Source organism: Mesorhizobium sp. CA15, assembly GCF_020165215.1.
Lineage (GTDB): Bacteria > Pseudomonadota > Alphaproteobacteria > Rhizobiales > Rhizobiaceae > Mesorhizobium.
The window spans coordinates 25,696-42,566 of the sequence record NZ_JAIUHQ010000028.1 but is presented as its reverse complement, the minus strand read 5'-3'; the positions used below and the strand labels follow the sequence as shown (position 1 = coordinate 42,566).

The 16,871-nt window shown below is 63.9% G+C and carries 19 protein-coding genes; 9 read left to right on the top strand and 10 right to left on the bottom strand.

Annotated elements, in window-relative coordinates:
* Window positions 1–109: 109 nt before the first annotated feature.
* Window positions 110–553, bottom strand: a complete 444-nt coding sequence (locus tag LB515_RS27040) for a MarR family winged helix-turn-helix transcriptional regulator (protein WP_224709527.1) — start codon at window positions 551–553, stop codon at window positions 110–112.
* Window positions 554–681: 128 nt separating this feature from the next.
* Here LB515_RS27040 and hmgA point away from each other — a divergent pair, with 128 nt between their 5' ends.
* The 4 genes from hmgA to LB515_RS27020 are packed head-to-tail and all read left to right on the top strand — an operon-like array spanning window position 682 to window position 4,526.
* Complete coding sequence (hmgA, locus tag LB515_RS27035) at window positions 682–1,995, top strand: homogentisate 1,2-dioxygenase (protein WP_224709526.1); 1,314 nt, start codon at window positions 682–684, stop codon at window positions 1,993–1,995.
* Window positions 1,992–2,891 (top strand): MBL fold metallo-hydrolase, encoded by a 900-nt coding sequence (locus LB515_RS27030; RefSeq protein ID WP_224709525.1) that lies wholly within the window; start codon window positions 1,992–1,994, stop codon window positions 2,889–2,891. Before hmgA ends, LB515_RS27030 begins: the two co-directional genes overlap by 4 nt.
* Complete coding sequence (locus LB515_RS27025) at window positions 2,888–3,901, top strand: fumarylacetoacetate hydrolase family protein (RefSeq protein ID WP_224709524.1); 1,014 nt, start codon at window positions 2,888–2,890, stop codon at window positions 3,899–3,901. Before LB515_RS27030 ends, LB515_RS27025 begins: the two co-directional genes overlap by 4 nt.
* A gap of 16 nt (window positions 3,902–3,917) precedes the next feature.
* Entirely contained in the window at window positions 3,918–4,526 is a 609-nt protein-coding gene (locus LB515_RS27020; protein ID WP_224709523.1) for a DinB family protein, read from the top strand.
* On the opposite strand, the gene LB515_RS27015 is transcribed toward LB515_RS27020, so the two are convergent.
* The 3 genes from LB515_RS27015 to hppD form a co-directional block, all read right to left on the bottom strand.
* Window positions 4,457–4,831: a type II toxin-antitoxin system VapC family toxin gene (locus tag LB515_RS27015; RefSeq protein WP_224709522.1), complete on the bottom strand. Its 375-nt coding sequence runs from the start codon at window positions 4,829–4,831 to the stop codon at window positions 4,457–4,459. The genes LB515_RS27020 and LB515_RS27015 overlap by 70 nt on opposite strands.
* Window positions 4,828–5,055 (bottom strand): type II toxin-antitoxin system Phd/YefM family antitoxin, encoded by a 228-nt coding sequence (locus tag LB515_RS27010; RefSeq protein ID WP_095767794.1) that lies wholly within the window; start codon window positions 5,053–5,055, stop codon window positions 4,828–4,830. Before LB515_RS27010 ends, LB515_RS27015 begins: the two co-directional genes overlap by 4 nt.
* A 62-nt stretch (window positions 5,056–5,117) precedes the next feature.
* Window positions 5,118–6,233 carry a 4-hydroxyphenylpyruvate dioxygenase gene (gene hppD / locus LB515_RS27005; RefSeq protein ID WP_224709521.1) on the bottom strand — a complete coding sequence of 372 codons (1,116 nt, stop codon included), beginning with the start codon at window positions 6,231–6,233 and terminating at the stop codon, window positions 5,118–5,120.
* A 138-nt stretch (window positions 6,234–6,371) separates the two neighbouring features.
* Here hppD and LB515_RS27000 point away from each other — a divergent pair, with 138 nt between their 5' ends.
* Window positions 6,372–6,839 (top strand): Lrp/AsnC family transcriptional regulator, encoded by a 468-nt coding sequence (locus LB515_RS27000; protein WP_095767792.1) that lies wholly within the window; start codon window positions 6,372–6,374, stop codon window positions 6,837–6,839.
* Between the two features lie 70 nt (window positions 6,840–6,909).
* Here LB515_RS27000 and LB515_RS26995 read toward each other — a convergent pair whose 3' ends face one another.
* The 4 genes from LB515_RS26995 to aztA form a co-directional block, all read right to left on the bottom strand.
* Window positions 6,910–7,248 (bottom strand): TIGR01244 family sulfur transferase, encoded by a 339-nt coding sequence (locus LB515_RS26995; RefSeq protein ID WP_140723942.1) that lies wholly within the window; start codon window positions 7,246–7,248, stop codon window positions 6,910–6,912.
* A 197-nt stretch (window positions 7,249–7,445) separates the two neighbouring features.
* Window positions 7,446–8,387 carry a zinc ABC transporter substrate-binding protein AztC gene (gene aztC / locus LB515_RS26990; RefSeq protein ID WP_224709520.1) on the bottom strand — a complete coding sequence of 314 codons (942 nt, stop codon included), beginning with the start codon at window positions 8,385–8,387 and terminating at the stop codon, window positions 7,446–7,448.
* 35 nt (window positions 8,388–8,422) lie between these two features.
* On the bottom strand, window positions 8,423–9,298 hold the full coding sequence (gene aztB / locus LB515_RS26985) for a zinc ABC transporter permease AztB (RefSeq protein WP_140841086.1): 876 nt from the start codon (window positions 9,296–9,298) through the stop codon (window positions 8,423–8,425).
* Entirely contained in the window at window positions 9,298–10,125 is an 828-nt protein-coding gene (aztA, locus tag LB515_RS26980) for a zinc ABC transporter ATP-binding protein AztA (RefSeq protein WP_224709519.1), read from the bottom strand. Before aztA ends, aztB begins: the two co-directional genes overlap by 1 nt.
* Window positions 10,126–10,345: 220 nt before the next feature.
* Here aztA and LB515_RS26975 point away from each other — a divergent pair, with 220 nt between their 5' ends.
* A complete protein-coding gene (locus LB515_RS26975; RefSeq protein WP_140697768.1) occupies window positions 10,346–10,690 on the top strand; it encodes a RidA family protein in 345 nt (114 codons plus the stop codon).
* 165 nt (window positions 10,691–10,855) lie between these two features.
* Here LB515_RS26975 and hutC read toward each other — a convergent pair whose 3' ends face one another.
* Together hutC and LB515_RS26965 are read right to left on the bottom strand one after the other, a co-directional pair.
* Entirely contained in the window at window positions 10,856–11,602 is a 747-nt protein-coding gene (gene hutC, locus LB515_RS26970) for a histidine utilization repressor (RefSeq protein WP_224709518.1), read from the bottom strand.
* 13 nt (window positions 11,603–11,615) lie between these two features.
* A complete protein-coding gene (locus tag LB515_RS26965; protein ID WP_224709517.1) occupies window positions 11,616–12,971 on the bottom strand; it encodes a formimidoylglutamate deiminase in 1,356 nt (451 codons plus the stop codon).
* Between the two features lie 97 nt (window positions 12,972–13,068).
* Between LB515_RS26965 and hutI the strand changes: the two genes are divergently transcribed.
* The 3 genes from hutI (at window position 13,069) to hutG (ending at window position 16,869) form a co-directional block, all read left to right on the top strand.
* Window positions 13,069–14,298 (top strand): imidazolonepropionase, encoded by a 1,230-nt coding sequence (gene hutI / locus LB515_RS26960; protein ID WP_224709516.1) that lies wholly within the window; start codon window positions 13,069–13,071, stop codon window positions 14,296–14,298.
* The gene (gene hutH / locus LB515_RS26955) at window positions 14,295–15,830 is read left to right on the top strand and encodes a histidine ammonia-lyase (RefSeq protein ID WP_095767785.1); all 1,536 of its coding nucleotides are present in this window, start codon (window positions 14,295–14,297) and stop codon (window positions 15,828–15,830) included. Before hutI ends, hutH begins: the two co-directional genes overlap by 4 nt.
* 220 nt (window positions 15,831–16,050) lie before the next feature.
* On the top strand, window positions 16,051–16,869 hold the full coding sequence (gene hutG / locus LB515_RS26950; protein ID WP_224709515.1) for an N-formylglutamate deformylase: 819 nt from the start codon (window positions 16,051–16,053) through the stop codon (window positions 16,867–16,869).
* Window positions 16,870–16,871: the final 2 nt, after the last annotated feature.

Here is a 16,871-nt window from a genome sequence, read left to right as displayed (position 1 = left end):
AGGCCTCGCCAATTTCTGACGTTGCATAAATGAGCGAGGCGTTGAAACAGCTAATCTCCCCCCTTGCGGGGGAGATGTCCGGCAGGACAGAGGGGGGTGTGAAGGATCGCTACGTTGCGGATAACGCCCCTTCCAGCGCAGCCACCCCCCTCGCAATCGCCACCCGCTCCTCCACACTCAGCCTCCCCAGCAGCTCCCTTTCAAACGCCTTCGCCAGCGGCACCATCTCGCGATAGGCGGCTAAACCCGTCTTGGTCAGGGCGAGGTGTTCGACGCGGCGATCATTCTCATCCGGCGTGCGCGTCAACCACCGCCGCCGTTCCAACTCCGCCACCGCGCGCGACACCTTGGTCTTGTGCATGGCCGACTGCTCGCCGAGCTCGGTCGCCGTCATCGTGCCCCGCTCGCCAAGCCCCGACAGCGTGCGCCATTCCGGTCGCGTCAGACCGTGGCGCTCTTTGTAGATGCGCGAAAATTCGCGGCTGACGGTGTCGGCAAGCCGGTAGAGCCGGTAGGGCAGGAAGCTTTCCAGTTCAAGGATATCCGGTTCCATGAAGCGCTCCGGGATGCATCGTGGCCGTTGATAGTTACATTTTCAATGGTTACAAATGAAACCAGTTTGGTCAACCTCGCCTGCAGGCCAAATTCTTGAAGCTTGCAAGTCGGATCAGGGAGGATCGGATGGGCTTTTCCTATATGCCGGGTTTCGGCAATGATTTCGAAACTGAGACGCTGCCCGGATCGCTGCCGCAGGGCCGCAACTCGCCGCAGCGGCCGGCCTACGGCCTCTATGCCGAGCAGCTTTCGGGCTCGCCCTTCACCGCGCCGCGCGGCACCAACGAGCGCTCCTGGCTTTATCGAATTCGCCCGAGCGTAAAGCACACCGGCCGATTCAAGGGCGCCAGCTACCCCTTGTGGAAGACCGGGCCTAATATCGGCGACCACGAGCTGGCGCTCGGCCAATACCGCTGGAACCCGACGCCCATGCCGACCGAGCCGACCGACTTCATTTCCGGCATGCGGACCTTCACCACGGCCGGCGATGCGGTCGGCCAGTCGGGCATGGCGGCGCATGTCTATGTCGCCAACCGGTCGATGGTGGACGACCATTTCTTCAACGCCGACGGCGAATTGCTGGTCGTGCCGCAGGAGGGCGCGCTGCGCTTCGTCACCGAGATGGGCGTGATCGAGCTTCGCCCCGGCGAGATCGCGGTGCTGCCGCGCGGCCTCGTCTTCAAGGTCGAGCTCGCCGACAAGGAGGTGCGCGGCTATGTCTGCGAGAATTACGGCGCCAAGTTCACCATGCCCGACCGCGGCCCGATCGGCGCCAATTGCCTGGCCAATCCGCGCGACTTCAAGACGCCCTGCGCCTGGTTCGAGGAGAAGGAGACGCCCTGCCGGCTGATCGTCAAATGGTGCGGCGCCTTCCACGTTACCGAACTCGGCCATTCGCCGCTCGACGTCGTCGCCTGGCATGGCAACTACGCGCCCTACAAATATGATCTGGCGACGTTTTCGCCCGTCGGCGCCATCCTGTTCGATCACCCCGATCCATCGATCTTCACCGTGCTGACAGCGCCGAGCGGCGAGGAGGGCACGGCCAACGTCGACTTTGTCATCTTCCCGCCGCGCTGGCTGGTGGCCGAAAATACGTTCCGGCCGCCCTGGTACCATCGCAACATCATGAGCGAGTTCATGGGCCTGATCCATGGCCAGTACGACGCCAAGGAGGAAGGTTTCGTGCCCGGCGGCATCAGCCTGCACAACCAGATGCTGGCGCATGGCCCGGACGCTTCCGGCTTCGAGAAGGCGACGCGCGCCGACCTGAAGCCGGTCAAGCTCGACAACACCATGGCCTTCATGTTCGAGACGCGCTTTCCTCAGATGCTGACGCGCTACGCCGCTGAGCTCGGCACCTTGCAGGAGAACTACATCGACTGCTGGGCCGACCTGAAGAAGCGTTTCAACGGCACTCCGGAAGGCGATTGGTCTTGAATACCGAAAACGTGGATCGGCTCGTCCTGCTCGGCTCCAAGGGTGGCCCGGCAGTCCGGCCGGGCGGACCCTGGCCGAGTTCGTCGCTGCTTGAAATCGGCGGGCGCACCATCGTCGTCGATTGCGGGCTGGGCGTCACGCGTGCGCTGACTGATGCCGGCGTCAGCCTGAAGGCGCTCGACCTGATCTTCGTCACGCACCTTCATTCGGACCACGTTCTGGAACTCGGGCCGCTGATCCACACCGCCTGGACGGCGGGTCTGGCGACGCCGGTGACCGTTTTTGGCCCACCCGGCACGGGGCATTACTGGCAATGCTTCTGCCAGGCGATGGAGTTCGACATCGAGATCCGCATCATCGACGAAGGCAGGCCGGACATCCGCGACCTGATCACGGTCGAGGAGTTCGGCGAAGGCTCGATTTTGGACGAGCGAGGTCTGACGGTGACTTCGTTGCGTGTCGACCATCCGCCGGTCACCGACTGTTTTGCGCTGCGTTTCGAGCAGGGCGGCAAGAGCGTGGTGTTTTCCGCCGACACTGCCTTCTTTCCGCCACTGGCTGAGTTTGCCAAAGCTGCCGACATCCTCGTCCATGAGGCCATGCTGGAGGAAGGCGTGGAGCGACTGGTCGCTCGGACCGGCAACGGCGCGCGGCTGCGCGAGCATCTCCTAGCGAGCCACAGTTTTGCCGACGAAGCAGGCCGCATCGCCAGCGATGCCGGGGTGAAGCGGCTGGTGCTCAACCATCTCATTCCAGCCGACGATCCGGCGATCGGCGAGGACGACTGGATCGACGCCGTCAGGAAAACTTGGTTCGGCGACTTGACGATTGCCCGCGACGGCCTTGTTGTGGGGCTAGGCGGTCAGAAGGCCGCTTCAGGAGAGGAAACCGCATGAAGCTTGCCACATTGAAGAACGGGACGCGCGACGGAAAACTGGTCGTGGTCTCGCGCGATCTGACGCGGTTCACCGACGCTTCCTTCCTGGTGCCGACGCTGCAGGCTGCGCTCGACGATTGGCGCCGCATTGCGCCGCATCTGGCGGCCATGGCCGAATCGCTTGAGACCAACGCGGTTCCCTCGGCGCGTTTCCATGAGCACGACGCGCATTCCCCGCTGCCGCGCGCCTATCAATGGGCGGACGGCTCCGCCTATGTGAACCATGTCGAGCTGGTGCGGAAGGCACGCGGCGCGGAGATGCCGGCAAGCTTCTGGACCGACCCGCTGATCTATCAGGGCGGCTCGGACTCCTTCATTGCGCCGCGCGACCCGATCCGCATGGCCGACGAGGCCTTCGGCATCGACATGGAGGCCGAGGTCGCGGTCGTCGTCGACGATGTGCCGATGGGCGCCAGTCTGGAACAAGCGAAGGAGGCAATCCGCCTCATTATGCTGGTCAACGACGTCACGCTGCGCGCCATCACCGGGCCGGAACTGGCCAAAGGCTTCGGCTTCTTCCAGTCGAAACCATCGTCGGCCTTCTCTCCGGTTGCCGTCACCCCCGAGGAGTTGGGCGATGCCTGGGACGGCGGCAAGGTCAATCTCTCGCTGCTGGTCGACGTCAACGGCAAGCCGTTCGGCCGCGCCAATGCGGGCGTCGACATGACCTTCGATTTCCCGACGCTGATCGCGCATGCCGCGAAAACCCGACCGCTCGCCGCCGGCAGTATCATCGGCTCGGGGACCGTCTCCAACAAGCTCGACGGCGGCCCTGGCAAGCCGGTTTCGGCGGGCGGCGCCGGCTATTCCTGCGTTGCGGAACTGCGCATGATCGAGACTATCGAGAGCGGCGAGCCGAAGACGCCCTTCCTGCGTTTCGGCGACACGGTGCGCATCGAGATGAAGGACAGAACCGGCCATTCGATCTTCGGCGCCATCGAGCAGAAGGTCGAGAAATACGAGGGGTGAGGGGAGCATTGAGCCGGTGACCATGCTGGAGCACCTGCGCCGCATGGCGCGCAACAATCTCTGGTCGAACGACCGGCTCTATCGTGCAGTGCTGGCGCTTCAGCCCGGCGAGCTCGAGGCCGGGCGCACCGGCTTCTTTCCGTCGATCAGGGAGACGCTCAACCACATCCTCGCGGTCGACCTTCTCTATCTCGACTTCCTGACGGATGGAGGCCGGGGTGCCGCAGTCTACGACGACTACGTGCCGTTCGACGATGCAGTAGGTCTGGCCGAGGCACAGGCCGATTTCGACCGCAGGCTCGTTGCTTTCTGCGATGCACTTTCAGAGACCGATCTCGATCGCAGCGTCATAACCGACCGGCGCGAGGATGGCATGATCCCCGAAAAGATCGGCGACATCCTCGCGCATGTCTTCCTGCACGACATCCACCACCGCGGGCAGGTGCATGCCATGCTTTCCGGCACTTCCGTTCCGCCACCGCAATTGGACGAGTTCCTGCTCGAGTACGACCTGAAGCTGAGGAAAGAAGAGGTCGAACGGTTGGGACTGGATGATCAGACCAAGGCAACGTCGTGGGCTGCGAAGTGCCGATCCGCAGTGACCATCGTCAGATCTTCAATTTGAGCCTGCGCGATGAGTAGACGGTCGAATGGATCACGATGATGAAGCGGCAGATGCTCAAGCCTCGCTGCGTGCAATTCATTGACGCCGAGGATCGGAATGCCGTTCGACTTCAAGATCTCCACGATATTGCCTGTGAGCGTGACTTTGCCGAGCGATTTCTTGATGGCGATCTCCGCCACCGAGATGGCGCTGACGACCACATCCTCACTCGCAAGAAAGATGTCCCGATGATGGTCCGAAAGGCGTGAATCCGCGTTGAGTACCCAGAGTAGAATATGGGTATCGACCAGATATTTGCGGCTCATTTGATGTACTCGTCCCATTCGGGGCCGAGTTCATCAAAATCATCCGATATCCAAATTTGGCCTTTCAGGGCTCCAAACAGACCCTTGCTCCCCGCAGGCCGGGCAGGGGCGCTCAAGGTTGCCACAATCTCCCCGTGCCGGGTCAGATTGATCTTTTCGCCGGCCTGGGCCCGCTTCACCAACTCGGCGAGTTGGGCCTTTGCTTTTGCCATCGGAACGTTCATTGCCAACCTCTTATGACCAGAATTTAGGTCATAATTGGTCCGGCCGCAAGTAAGCTCAGGCGTTACGCCGCCTTGCCGTCCAGCTTGATCACGCCGCGCTTGATCTGGTCCTGCTCGATCGATTCGAAGAGCGCGCGGAAATTGCCTTCGCCAAAACCTTCATCGCCCTTGCGCTGGATGAACTCGAAGAAGATCGGGCCGATCACGGTTTTGGAGAAGATCTGCAGCAGGATCTTGGTCGTACCGCCGTCGACCACGCCTTCGCCGTCGATCAGGATGCCGTGCTTTTTCATGCGCTCGATCGGCTCGTCGTGGCCGTGCACGCGCTCATGCGACATCTCATAATAAGTGTCGGGCGGGCCGGGCATGAATTTCAGCCCGTTGGCGGCGAGCTTGTCGGTGGCCTCGTAGATCGCATCGGTGCCGACCGCGATGTGCTGGATGCCCTCGCCATTGTACTTCTTCAGATACTCGGCGATCTGGCTGGTCTCGTCCTTGGACTCGTTCAGCGGAATGCGGATCTTGCCGCAGGGCGAGGTGATGGCGCGGCTGACCAGGCCGGTGATCTTGCCGTCGATGTCGAAGAAATGGATCTGCTTGAAACCGAACAGGTCGCGATAGAAATCCCACCACTTGTCCATGTTGCCGCGATAGACATTGTGGGTGAGGTGGTCGAGATAATAGAAGCCGACGCCTTCGGGCTTGGGGTCGCGCTCGCCCAGCCATTCGAACTCGGCGTCATAGGCCGAGCCTTTCTCGCCATAGGCTTCGATGAAATAAAGCAGCGAGCCGCCGATGCCGACGATGGCCGGCACGTCCAGTGCCTTGTCGGTGCCTTCATAGGGCGTGGCGCCCTTTGAGACGGCGTGGTCGAAGGCATGTTTGGCATCGACCACGCGCCACGCCATCGAGGCGGCGCAGGGGCCGTGCTTTTCGACGAACTTCATCGCATGCGAGCCGGGCTCGGCATTGACGACATAATTGATGTCGCCCTGGCGCCAGACGGTGATGTCCTTGCTGCGATGCTTGGCCACCGCGACATAGCCCATGCGGGCAAAGAGCTCGGCGAGTTTTGCCGGCTCTGAATGCGCGAACTCGACGAATTCGAAGCCGTCGGTGCCGGCGGGGTTTTGCTTGCTGATCCTGGCGGGCGGGGCGTCGTGCGGGAACGGGCCCATGGCAGTCCTCCGAAAGCTGTTGCGGCCAAGCTTGGCCATCTTTCGCCATAATAGCGCGGAGCAGCCGCACGGTGCTTGCATTCAACCGCCTGAAATGGTCATCATGTGCGCAAATTATGCATGAATGGAGGATTGCTCGTGGATGATACGCGTCTCGATCAATTTGACCGCAAGATAATGGCGCTTCTGCAGGAGGATGCACGCTATACCAACAATGACCTTTCGGAGCGCGTGAACCTCTCGCCCTCGCAATGCTCGCGCCGCCGCCAGCGGCTGGAGGATGATGGCTACATCAAAGGATACCGCGCCGTGCTCGACCGCGATCGTCTGGGCTTTTCGCTGGTCAACGTCATCTCGGTGACTTTAGCCACCCACAACCGCGACAATGCCCGCCGCTTCGGCGAGCTGGTCGCCCGCCTGCCCGAAGTGCAGGAGGCGCACGCGCTGACTGGCGAGATGGACTACATCCTGAAGGTGGTGACGCCCGACCTCAAATCATTGTCCGAATTCGTCAACGGCGTGCTCCTGCCGCACGAATCCGTGCAGCACGTGAAGACGGCGATCGTACTTGAGACGCTGAAGGAAACCGGCGCGCTGCCGATCTAATTACGCTGACTGAAGGGACGGAGCGCGCGGAGAATCGCCGGCCTGTCAGACTGACTGGCTTTCTAATCCGTCACCCCCGCTGCTGCTGGATCAGCCCATAGAGGTTGGTGCAGCGCGCGCCTGAGCGGCAATAGGCGAAGACCGGGCCTTCCAGCTCGTCGAGCGCAGCGGCCTGGTCCTCGACATTGTCCATGGTGATCTGGCCGCTGATGACCGGGATGTAGCGGAAGCCGAGGCCGGCCGCCTCGGCCGCTGCCTTGACGCTATCGGCCGAAGGCTGGCCCGGCTGCTCGTCGTCCGGCCGGTTGCAGATCACGCTTTTGAAGCCTGCGTCCTTGATGGCGGCGATATCCTGCGGCTGGATCTGGCCGGAGACCGAATAGTCGTCGCTGATCTGGCGGTATTCCATGATGTGGTCCTCGCAATCTCTTTGGCGCAGTCATGCCACCCCGGGGCATAAGCGGCAATCCGTACGAGCGGATTTCTCTGCCAAATAGAGAATGTGCGCCGGAAAATCCAACCGGCTCCCGCAGCGCCGCGTCCCTCTTGGATACGCAATGGACGCTGCGGCAACCCAAGATGCCGGCCCGGTTGATGCCTCGCCGCTCAGCTTCCCAGGATCGCGCCTTTGATCTGCGTAATGTTGTTGCGCATCATGTCGACATAGGTCGAGGCCGGTCCATCGGACCCCGACAGCGCGTCCGAATAGAGCGTGCCGCCGACCTTGATGCCGGTCTCGCCGGCGATCTGCTCGATGAGCCGCGGATTGGTGATGTTTTCCACGAAGATCGCCGCCGCCTTGTCCTGCTTCACTTGGCTAACCAGCTTGGCGACATCGGCCGCCGAGGGCTCGGATTCGGTCGAGATGCCTTCCGGCGCGAGGAAGGTCAGCCCGTATTCATGTTCGAAATAGCCGAAGGCATCATGCGAGGTGATGACCACGCGCTTGGCTTCCGGGATCGACTGGATCGCCGCCTTCACTTCGCCCTCCAGCCCATCGAGCTTGGCAATATAGGCGGCGGCATTGGCCGTGTAGCTGTCGCAGCCTGCGCTATCGGCCGTGCAGAACGCGTCGGCGATGTTCTTCACATAGATCTTGGCGTTGGCGATCGACTGGAAGGCATGCGGATCGGTGACGGTCTTGCCGCCGCCGGTGCCAGCACCTTCGGCGGCGTCCGCATCGGCGAATTCCGGCTTGAAGTCGATCGGCGTCACGCCCTTGGTCAGCGTCACGATCGCGGCCTTGGTGGCGCTGGCGTCGACCAGGCGCTGCAGGAAACCCTCGAAATGCAGGCCGTTGACCAGCACGACATCGGCTTTGGCCATCGCCACCGCGTCCGCCGGGCTCGGCTCATAGACATGCGCGTCGCCGTCCGGCCCGACAATGGTGGTGATGTTAACCCGGTCGCCGCCGACATTTTTCGCGAAGTCGGCAATCACAGTGAAGCTCGCCACGACCTTGAGCGGCACCGCGAAGGCTGACGAGGTTGCGAAGGCGCTTAATGTTATAACGCTCAACGCCAGGGCGGCTCGGAAGGATTTCAGCATTGGCAACGTCTCCTTTTAAGGGGTGGGAATGAGGGTCAGGCGGTGCGGTGCCGGTGATGCACGATGCGGGCGCGCAGCACGCCGCGCGTGCCGAACAGGATCGAGCAGAAATAGACGACGCCGGACGAAAGGATGATCGCCGGACCGGAAGGCAACGAGGCGTGATAGGACAAGAGCAGCCCGGCGATGCAGGAGGCGAAGCCGATCAGCACGGCGAGCGCGCACATCGGCTCCACGCGCGCCGTCCAGAAGCGGGCCGCGGCGGCAGGCAGCATCATCAGTCCCACCGACAGCAGCGTGCCCAACGCCTGGAAGCCGCCGACGAGGTTGAGCACGACAAGGCCCAAGAAAATGAAATGCACCGGGCTGCCCATGCGGCTCACCGAGCGCAGGAACAGCGGGTCGAGGCACTCGGCGACAAGCGCGCGCCAGAAGATGGCGAGACAGGCGAGCGTCACCGCCACGATTCCGCCGATCAGGATGAGCGCCTCATCGTTGAGCGCCAGCACCGTGCCGAACAGCACATGCATCAGGTCGACGCTGGAACCGCGGATCGACACCATCAGCACGCCGACGGCCAGCGAGATGAGGTAGAAGGCCGCCATCGAGGCGTCCTCGCGCTGGATGGTGAAGCGAGAGACGGCACCCGCGCCGAGCGCCACGATGATGCCGGCGATCAGCCCGCCGATGGTCATCGGCAGGATTTCGAGGCCATAAAGCAGGAAGCCGGCGGCAGCGCCGGGCAGGATGGCATGCGCCATCGCGTCGCCCGACAGGCTCATGCGCCTGAGCATCAGGAAGACGCCGACCGGGCAGGCTCCGAGCGACAGCATCAGCGAGCCGAACAGCGCCCGCTGCATGAAGGCGAAGTCGGCGAAGGGCGCGATGAACAGGCCGTAGAGGAAATCCATCATGCCGCCCTCGGTCCGGAGCCGTGATGATGGTCGTGTCGGTGGTCACGCCCATGATCATGATCGTGCGCGCGATCATGGCTGTGTTCATGCTCACTCGGCTCGCACCACGGCGCGTTTTCTTCCCACGCCTCGTGGAAGCGCCTTGCCTTGAGCAGATTTTCCGGCCGCAGCGTGTCCTTGGTGTCGCCCCAGGCGACAGGCTGGCGGGCAAGCAGCAGCGTCTCCGGGAAATTCTGCCGCACCAGGTCGAGGTCGTGAATCACGACCATGATCGTGCGCTCCTCGCCATGCCAGCGCTTTATCAACTGGATGAGATCGCCCACGGTCTTGGAGTCGACCGCGTTGAACGGCTCGTCGAGCAGGATGAGGTCGGCGTCCTGCAACAGCACGCGGGCAAACAGCGTGCGCTGCAGCTGTCCGCCGGACAGCGTGTCGATCGGCCGCTTCTCGAAGCCGCCGAGCCCGACCGCCATCAGCGCCTTGCTGACGGATTCTCGGTCCTCTTTGGTGTAGCGCCCGAGCATGCCGCGCTTTGGCCATAGGCCGAGCGAGACCAGATCGACGACGCGCGCCGGAAAGGAGCGGTCGAGCTCCGACTGCTGCGGAAGATAGGCGATGCGGACACCCGGCATGCGGACCACCGCGCCTTCCATCGGCTTCAGCACGCCGACGATGCCCTTCATCAGCGTCGATTTGCCCGAGCCGTTGGCGCCGACCACCGCGGTCAGCGAACCTTTGCGGACGGTGCCGTTCAAATGATGGATGGCCGCGTGGCTGCTGTAGCCCAGCGTCAGGTCGCGGAAAGTCAGGCAGGCATTGGTCATCGGGCGGCGGTCCGCGAAATCGAGTGAGCTGTCGATATGTGATGTTATTACATTAGTCAACACGCCAGGCTGGCGCAATTGTGTCACGACCGGTCAACTCGCCGTGTAGGTGGGCGGCAGAGATCGGACACTTGGCTCAATTGGTTTCGCGTCCGCCGGCCTTGCCCCGCGTCCGCCCGGACTCTAAAGAGCAGCGACCCCCATAACGAAGGAACCTCCAATGAGCATTCGTCGCATCGATGTCGGCCCGCGCATGAGCCAGATCGTCATCCATGGCAACACCGTCTATCTGGCCGGCCAGGTCGGCGAGCCCGGCGGCAACGTCGCCTCGCAGACCCGCGACATCCTCAAGACCATCGACGAATTGCTCGCCAAGGCCGGCACCGACAAGACCAAGATCGTCCAGGCGATCATCTGGCTTGCCGACATGGGCACCTTCGCGGAAATGAATTCGGAATGGGACAAGTGGGTGCCGCAAGGCCATACCCCGGCGCGCGCCACCGGCGAGGCCAAGCTCGCCGCCCCGGAATATCTGGTCGAGATTATTGTGACTGCGGCGATCTGAGGCGCCGACTTTCCCTTCTCCCCTTGTGGGAGAAGGTGGCCGCGAAGCGGCCGGATGAGGGGTGCTCCAGGGAATGCCCGCGTCTCACTCGCTGGAACACCCTTCATCCGTCTCGGCGCTGCGCGCCGATCCACCTTCTCCCGCAGGGGAGAAGCCAGAACCGCGCTACCCCTGCGATGGGGTAAACCGCGCCACCAGCGTGTGGCTCTCCGCCGGATAGATGAACCGTACATGGGTCACCGGATGCTCGGCGCTCCAGGTGCGGCGTTCGACCACCAGGCAGGGCGCGCTCGCGTCGATATCCAGCGCGTCGGCGATTGCTTCGTCCGCGGCCATGGCGCGGATGCGGTGCTCGGCCTCGCTCCACGGCACGCGGCCGATCAGCCACGGGCCTGGCGCGATGTCGAGAAATTCCTCCTCGGCTGCCTCGGCCACCGCAGAAAGATTGATCAGCCGCTGCTCTAGCGCGAACGGACGTTCGCCGGCAAAATGCAGGCCCTCCAGCGCCAGCACCGGACCCGGCGCGGAAAGCCCGAGACGCGCACGGTCCTCGGCGCCACTGCGCCGCTTGAAGCGTTCCAGTCGCTCATAGCGATAGGGCAGGCCGAGCGCCTCGACCTCGATCCTGATGTCGTGCAGCTCCAGCACCGCCGCCTGCGACTGCGGCTGGCGCACGAAACTACCGGAGCGGCGGCGGCGCTCGATCAGCCCGGCCTTGGCCAACTGCGACAGCGCCTTGTTCACCGTCATGCGCGAGCAATTGTAGTGAGCCGTCAGCTCATGCTCGAAGGGGATGCGATGTCCGGGCGCCCAGGCGCCCGACAGGATCTTTTCGCGGATATCCGACAGGATGCGCTGATGCAACGAGAGGATCTCGCCGCCCTCGACATCGTCTGTCTCGACAAGGCTCATCGGATGTTCCTGTTCAGGCCTGCGACAATGCTGTCATGACTTCGCGGAACCGCTTGGCGACCGCCTCGCGCTTCGCATGCCTGCCGCCGCTGACCTGCTTCTTGCCATGCACCCAGACGCAATCGACCTTGCTGCCATTGGCAAAGATCCAGGCGTCGAGGATCGCATCGCCCGTCTTGCCGGCCAGCGAGGGGTGGCCAGCGTCGAGCGAGACGAGATCGGCGGGGCCGCCGGCGGCAATCCGCGACTGGCCGGCGCCGAGCGCCTGGCTGCCGCCGTCGAGCGAGGCGTCGAACAGGGCGCGTCCCGTCGAGCCGCCGGCGCGGGCCAGCACGTTGCGGGCGCGATGGGCAAGGCGCTGCGAATATTCGAGCTGCCGAAGCTCGTCCGGCAGGCCGATCAGCACGTTGGAATCGGAGCCAACGCCAAAGCGGCCGCCATGCTCGATAAACAAAGGTGCCGCAAAAGTGCCGTCACCGAGATTGGCTTCGGTGATCGGACAGAGCCCTGCGACAGCGCCCGTCCGGGCCATCGCGACCGTCTCGGCCTCGGTCATATGGGTGGCGTGAATCAGGCACCAGCGTTTGTCCACCGACGCTTGGCTAAGCAGGAACTCCACCGGCCGCTTGCCCGACCAGGCGACGCAGTCCTCGACTTCCTTCATCTGCTCGGCGACATGGATGTGGATCGGTCCATCCGGTGCCATCGCGGCGACCGCATCGAGCTCGTCCGGCGTCGCGGCGCGCAGGCTGTGCGGCGCGACGCCGACGACGACCTGCTCCAACGAGCGAACGCCCTCGCGGCTTTTCTCAAGCAGGCGCGCGAAGCGCTCGACATCATTGATGAATCGCCGCTGGCCTTCGTTGGGCGCGGCGCCGCCGAAGGCGGAATGGGCATAGAAGACCGGCAACAGTGTCAGGCCAATGCCGGTATCTGCGGCGGCAGCCGCGATCCGCTCCGCCATTTCGGCGATGTTGGCGTAAGGCTTTCCGTCGCGATCATGGTGGAGGTAGTGGAACTCGCCGACGCGCGAAAAGCCGGCCTCCAGCATTTCGACATAGAGCTGCGCCGCCACAGCCTCGACCTGGTCCGGCGTCATCGACAGCGCGAAGCGGTACATCACTTCGCGCCAGCTCCAGAAACTGTCGGCCGAAGGTCCGCGCAATTCGGCCAGACCCGCCATGCCTCGCTGGAAGGCGTGGCTGTGCAAATTGGGCATGCCGGGCATGACGATGGCGTGGCGCTCGTCGCCGGCTTGCGCGGCAGCGCTGGCCTCGACCTTCGAGATGCGGCCATCCTCGAAGACTATCCTGACATTGCTTTGCCAGCTCTCGGGCAGAAGCCCCTGTTCCGCAAAGATCGCCGTCACCTGCGTCTCCAAATCTCGATGCGTGAGCGACGATATTGCTTGCGTCGCGTTTCAATATGTATATACATAATCGCCGTCCTTTCAAATGGAAAAGATGATGGGTGGAGCAAACAACAGGAGCGGCCATCGGGTCTGGCGCAATGCGCGCCTGGCGACCATGGCCGAGGGTGCGGCCGGTCTCGGCATCGTCGAGAAAGGCGCGGTCGCCGCGCGCGACGGGCTGATCGTTTATGCCGGCCCCGAGGCCGATATACCGGGCGCGGCCGGGCAGGGCGCCGAGAATGTCGATTGCGCTGGACGCTGGATCACGCCCGGCCTGATCGATTGCCACACGCACCTCGTCTATGCGGGAAACCGCGCCAACGAATTCGAGATGCGTCTGGCCGGCGCCACTTATGAAGAAGTGGCCCGCGCCGGCGGCGGCATTGTCTCCTCGGTCAAGTCGCTGCGCGCAGCGAGCGAGGATGATCTAGTCGCTGAGACGCTGCCGCGGCTTGACGCGCTGATCGCCGAGGGCGTCACCACTGTCGAGGTCAAGTCCGGCTACGGCCTTGATGCCGATAATGAGAAGAAATCGCTGCGCGCAGCCCGCCGTCTGGCCAATGAGCGTCCGGTGACGATCCGCACGACATGTCTCGCCGCGCACGCGTTACCGCCGGAAGCCAAGGGCGACAAGGATGCCTTCATCGATCTCGTCTCCGGCACGATCCTGCCGCAAGTCGCCGCCGAAAAGCTCGCCGACGCGGTCGATGGGTTCTGCGAGGGCATCGCCTTCTCGCCGGAGCAAATGGCGCGCGTGTTCGATAAGGCCAAGGCGCTCGGCCTGCCGGTAAAACTCCACGCCGACCAACTCTCCAACCTGCATGGCGCAGCGCTTGCCGCCCGCTATGGCGCGTTGTCCGCCGACCACCTCGAATATACGGACGAGGAAGGAGCCGACGCGATGGCCAAGGCCGGCACCGTGGCGACCATCCTGCCCGGCGCTTACTACTTCATCCGCGAGACCAAGAAGCCGCCCGTCGATCTCTTCCGCCGCCACGGCGTGAAGATGGCTGTCGCCACCGACTCCAATCCCGGTACCTCGCCGCTTACTTCGCTGCTGCTCACCATGAACATGGCCGCGACGCTGTTCGGCATGACCGTCGACGAGTGTCTCGCCGGCGTCACCCGCGAGGCCGCGCGGGCGTTGGGCTTGCTTGAACAGACCGGCACGCTGGAAGCCGGCAAATCGGCCGATCTCGCCATCTGGGATATCGAGCGTCCGGCCGAACTCGTCTACCGCATGGGCTTCAACCCGCTCCATGCCCGTATCTGGAGAGGACAATGACGGAACTTACCCTGAAGCCCGGCAACGCGACGCTTGCCGACTGGCGCGCCATCTATCGCGGCGCCGTGCCGCGGCTTGACGCCGCCTGCCGGCTGAAGATCCGGGACAGCGCCGAGGCCGTCGCCCGCATCGTCGCCAAGGGCGAGCCGGTCTATGGCATCAACACCGGCTTCGGCAAGCTGGCCAGCGTCCGCATCCCGGCTGACGACCTCGAAACGCTCCAGCGCAACATCGTGCTCTCGCATGCCGCCGGCGTCGGCGAGCCGATGCCTGTCGCCGTGGTGCGGCTGATGATGGCGCTGAAGCTCGCCAGCCTGGCCCAGGGCGCATCCGGCGTGCGGCCTCAGACCATAGAATTGCTGGAAGCAATGCTCGCCAACGACGTCATTCCGGTGGTGCCCGCGCAAGGCTCGGTCGGCGCTTCCGGCGACCTCGCGCCGCTTTCGCATATGACCGCCGTCATGATCGGCGTCGGCGAATGCTTTACCCCGCATGGCCGGTTCCCGGCCAAGGTGGCCTTCGTCTCGCATGGACTGGAGGCGGTGACATTAGGCGCCAAGGAGGGTCTCGCACTGCTCAACGGCACGCAGTTCTCCACCGCCTTCGCGCTCGCCGGCCTGTTCGAGGCCGAGGTTCTCTACCAGTCGGCGCTGGTCGCCGGCGCGCTGTCGACCGATGCGGCCAAAGGTTCGGACGCACCCTTCGACCCGCGCATCCATCTGTTGCGCAAGCATCGCGGCCAGATCGAGACGGCGGACGCGCTGCGCAACCTCATGGCCGGCAGCGCCATTCGTGAATCGCACCGTGTCGGCGACGAGCGCGTGCAGGATCCGTACTGCCTGCGCTGCCAGCCGCAGGTGATGGGCGCTGCGCTCGACGTACTGCGCAAGGCCGCCGACACGCTCGAGACGGAAGCCAACGGCGTCACCGACAACCCGCTGATCTTCGCCGAGGACGACACCGCGCTCTCGGGCGGCAATTTCCACGCCGAGCCGGTGGCCTTCGCCGCCGACATGATTGCGCTTGCCGTCTGCGAGATCGGCTCGCTGTCGGAGCGTCGCATTGCCATGCTGGTCGACCCGGCATTGTCCGGCATGCCGGCCTTCCTCACGCCGAAGCCCGGTCTGAACTCCGGTTTCATGATCCCGCAGGTGACGGCGGCGGCCCTCGTTTCCGAAAACAAGCAGAAGGCCTACCCGGCGAGCGTCGATTCCATTCCGACGTCGGCCAACCAGGAAGATCATGTCTCGATGGCCGCCCACGGCGCGCGCCGGCTGCTCGGCATGATCGAGAATGCGACCGCCGTCATCGGCATCGAATTATTGGCCGCCGCGCAAGGCTGCGATTTTCACGCGCCGCTTGCATCCAGCGAGGCGCTGGAGGCGGTGCGCAAATTGGTCCGGGCCGAAGTCCCGCATCTCGACAATGACCGCCATTTCCATCCCGACATGGAGAAGGCGATCGCCATGGTCCGCAGCGGCGCCGCAGTGAATGCGGCGGGTGCCGTGAAGCTGCCGGGGATCGCGTCGTGAGGCTTCACGCTATGAGAGGTCGAGTTCCTTCGCGCCCCCCTCTGTCCTGCCGGCCATCTCCCCCTCTAGGGGGGAGATCAGCAGCGGCTTTGGCGCCGCTCTTCCTTCAACGCAGGCGATTGGCGAAAGCCGTCGTGACATCTGATTTCCCCCCAAGAGGGGGAGATGCCCGGCAGGGCAGAGGGGGGCGCCGTAGGGCGCCAACGTGTGGAGGTCTCTCATGACCTCGCCCAATTGGCTCACCGTCACCCAGGGCACCGCGCCGCTGCTGGTTTCGATCCCGCACACCGGCATCGACCTCGCCGGCCTCGACTCGCGCCTCGTCTCGACTTGGCTCGGGCGGCGCGACTGCGACTGGTGGATCGACAAGCTCTATGATTTCGCCGCCGACCTCGGCGCAACCGTCGTGCACACCGCCATCTCGCGTACCGTTATCGACGTCAACCGCGATCCGTCGGGCGTTTCGCTCTATCCCGGGCAGGCGACGACCACCCTTTGCCCGACAGACACGTTTGACGGCGATCCGCTCTACCGCATGGGTGAGGAGCCGAGCCCATCCGAGATCGACCAGCGCCGCGAGACCTATTTCGAGCCTTACCATGCCGCCCTGCAGGCCGAGATCGACCGGCTGCGCGGCATACATGACAAGATCGTGCTCTATGACTGCCATTCGATCCGCTCGGTGCTGCCGCGCCTGTTCGACGGCACGCTGCCGATCTTCAACCTTGGCACCAATGACGGCAAGAGCACCGATCCCGTGCTGCAGGAAAAAGTGGCCGCCATCCTGGCCGCGACCGGCGAGACCTGGGTGGTCAACGGCCGCTTCAAGGGCGGCTGGATCACCAGAAGCTTCGGCCAGCCCGGGAACGGCGTGCATGCGCTGCAGATGGAGCTCTCCAACCGTGGCTACATGCGCGAGCCTGCGGAAAAAGGTTCGCCGGAAAATTGGCCGGTGCCTTACGACCCAAGCTATGCCGCGCCGATCCGCGCCGCGCTGAAAACAATCCTCGAAACCGCCATTGACTGGGCCGGGCGCTGACC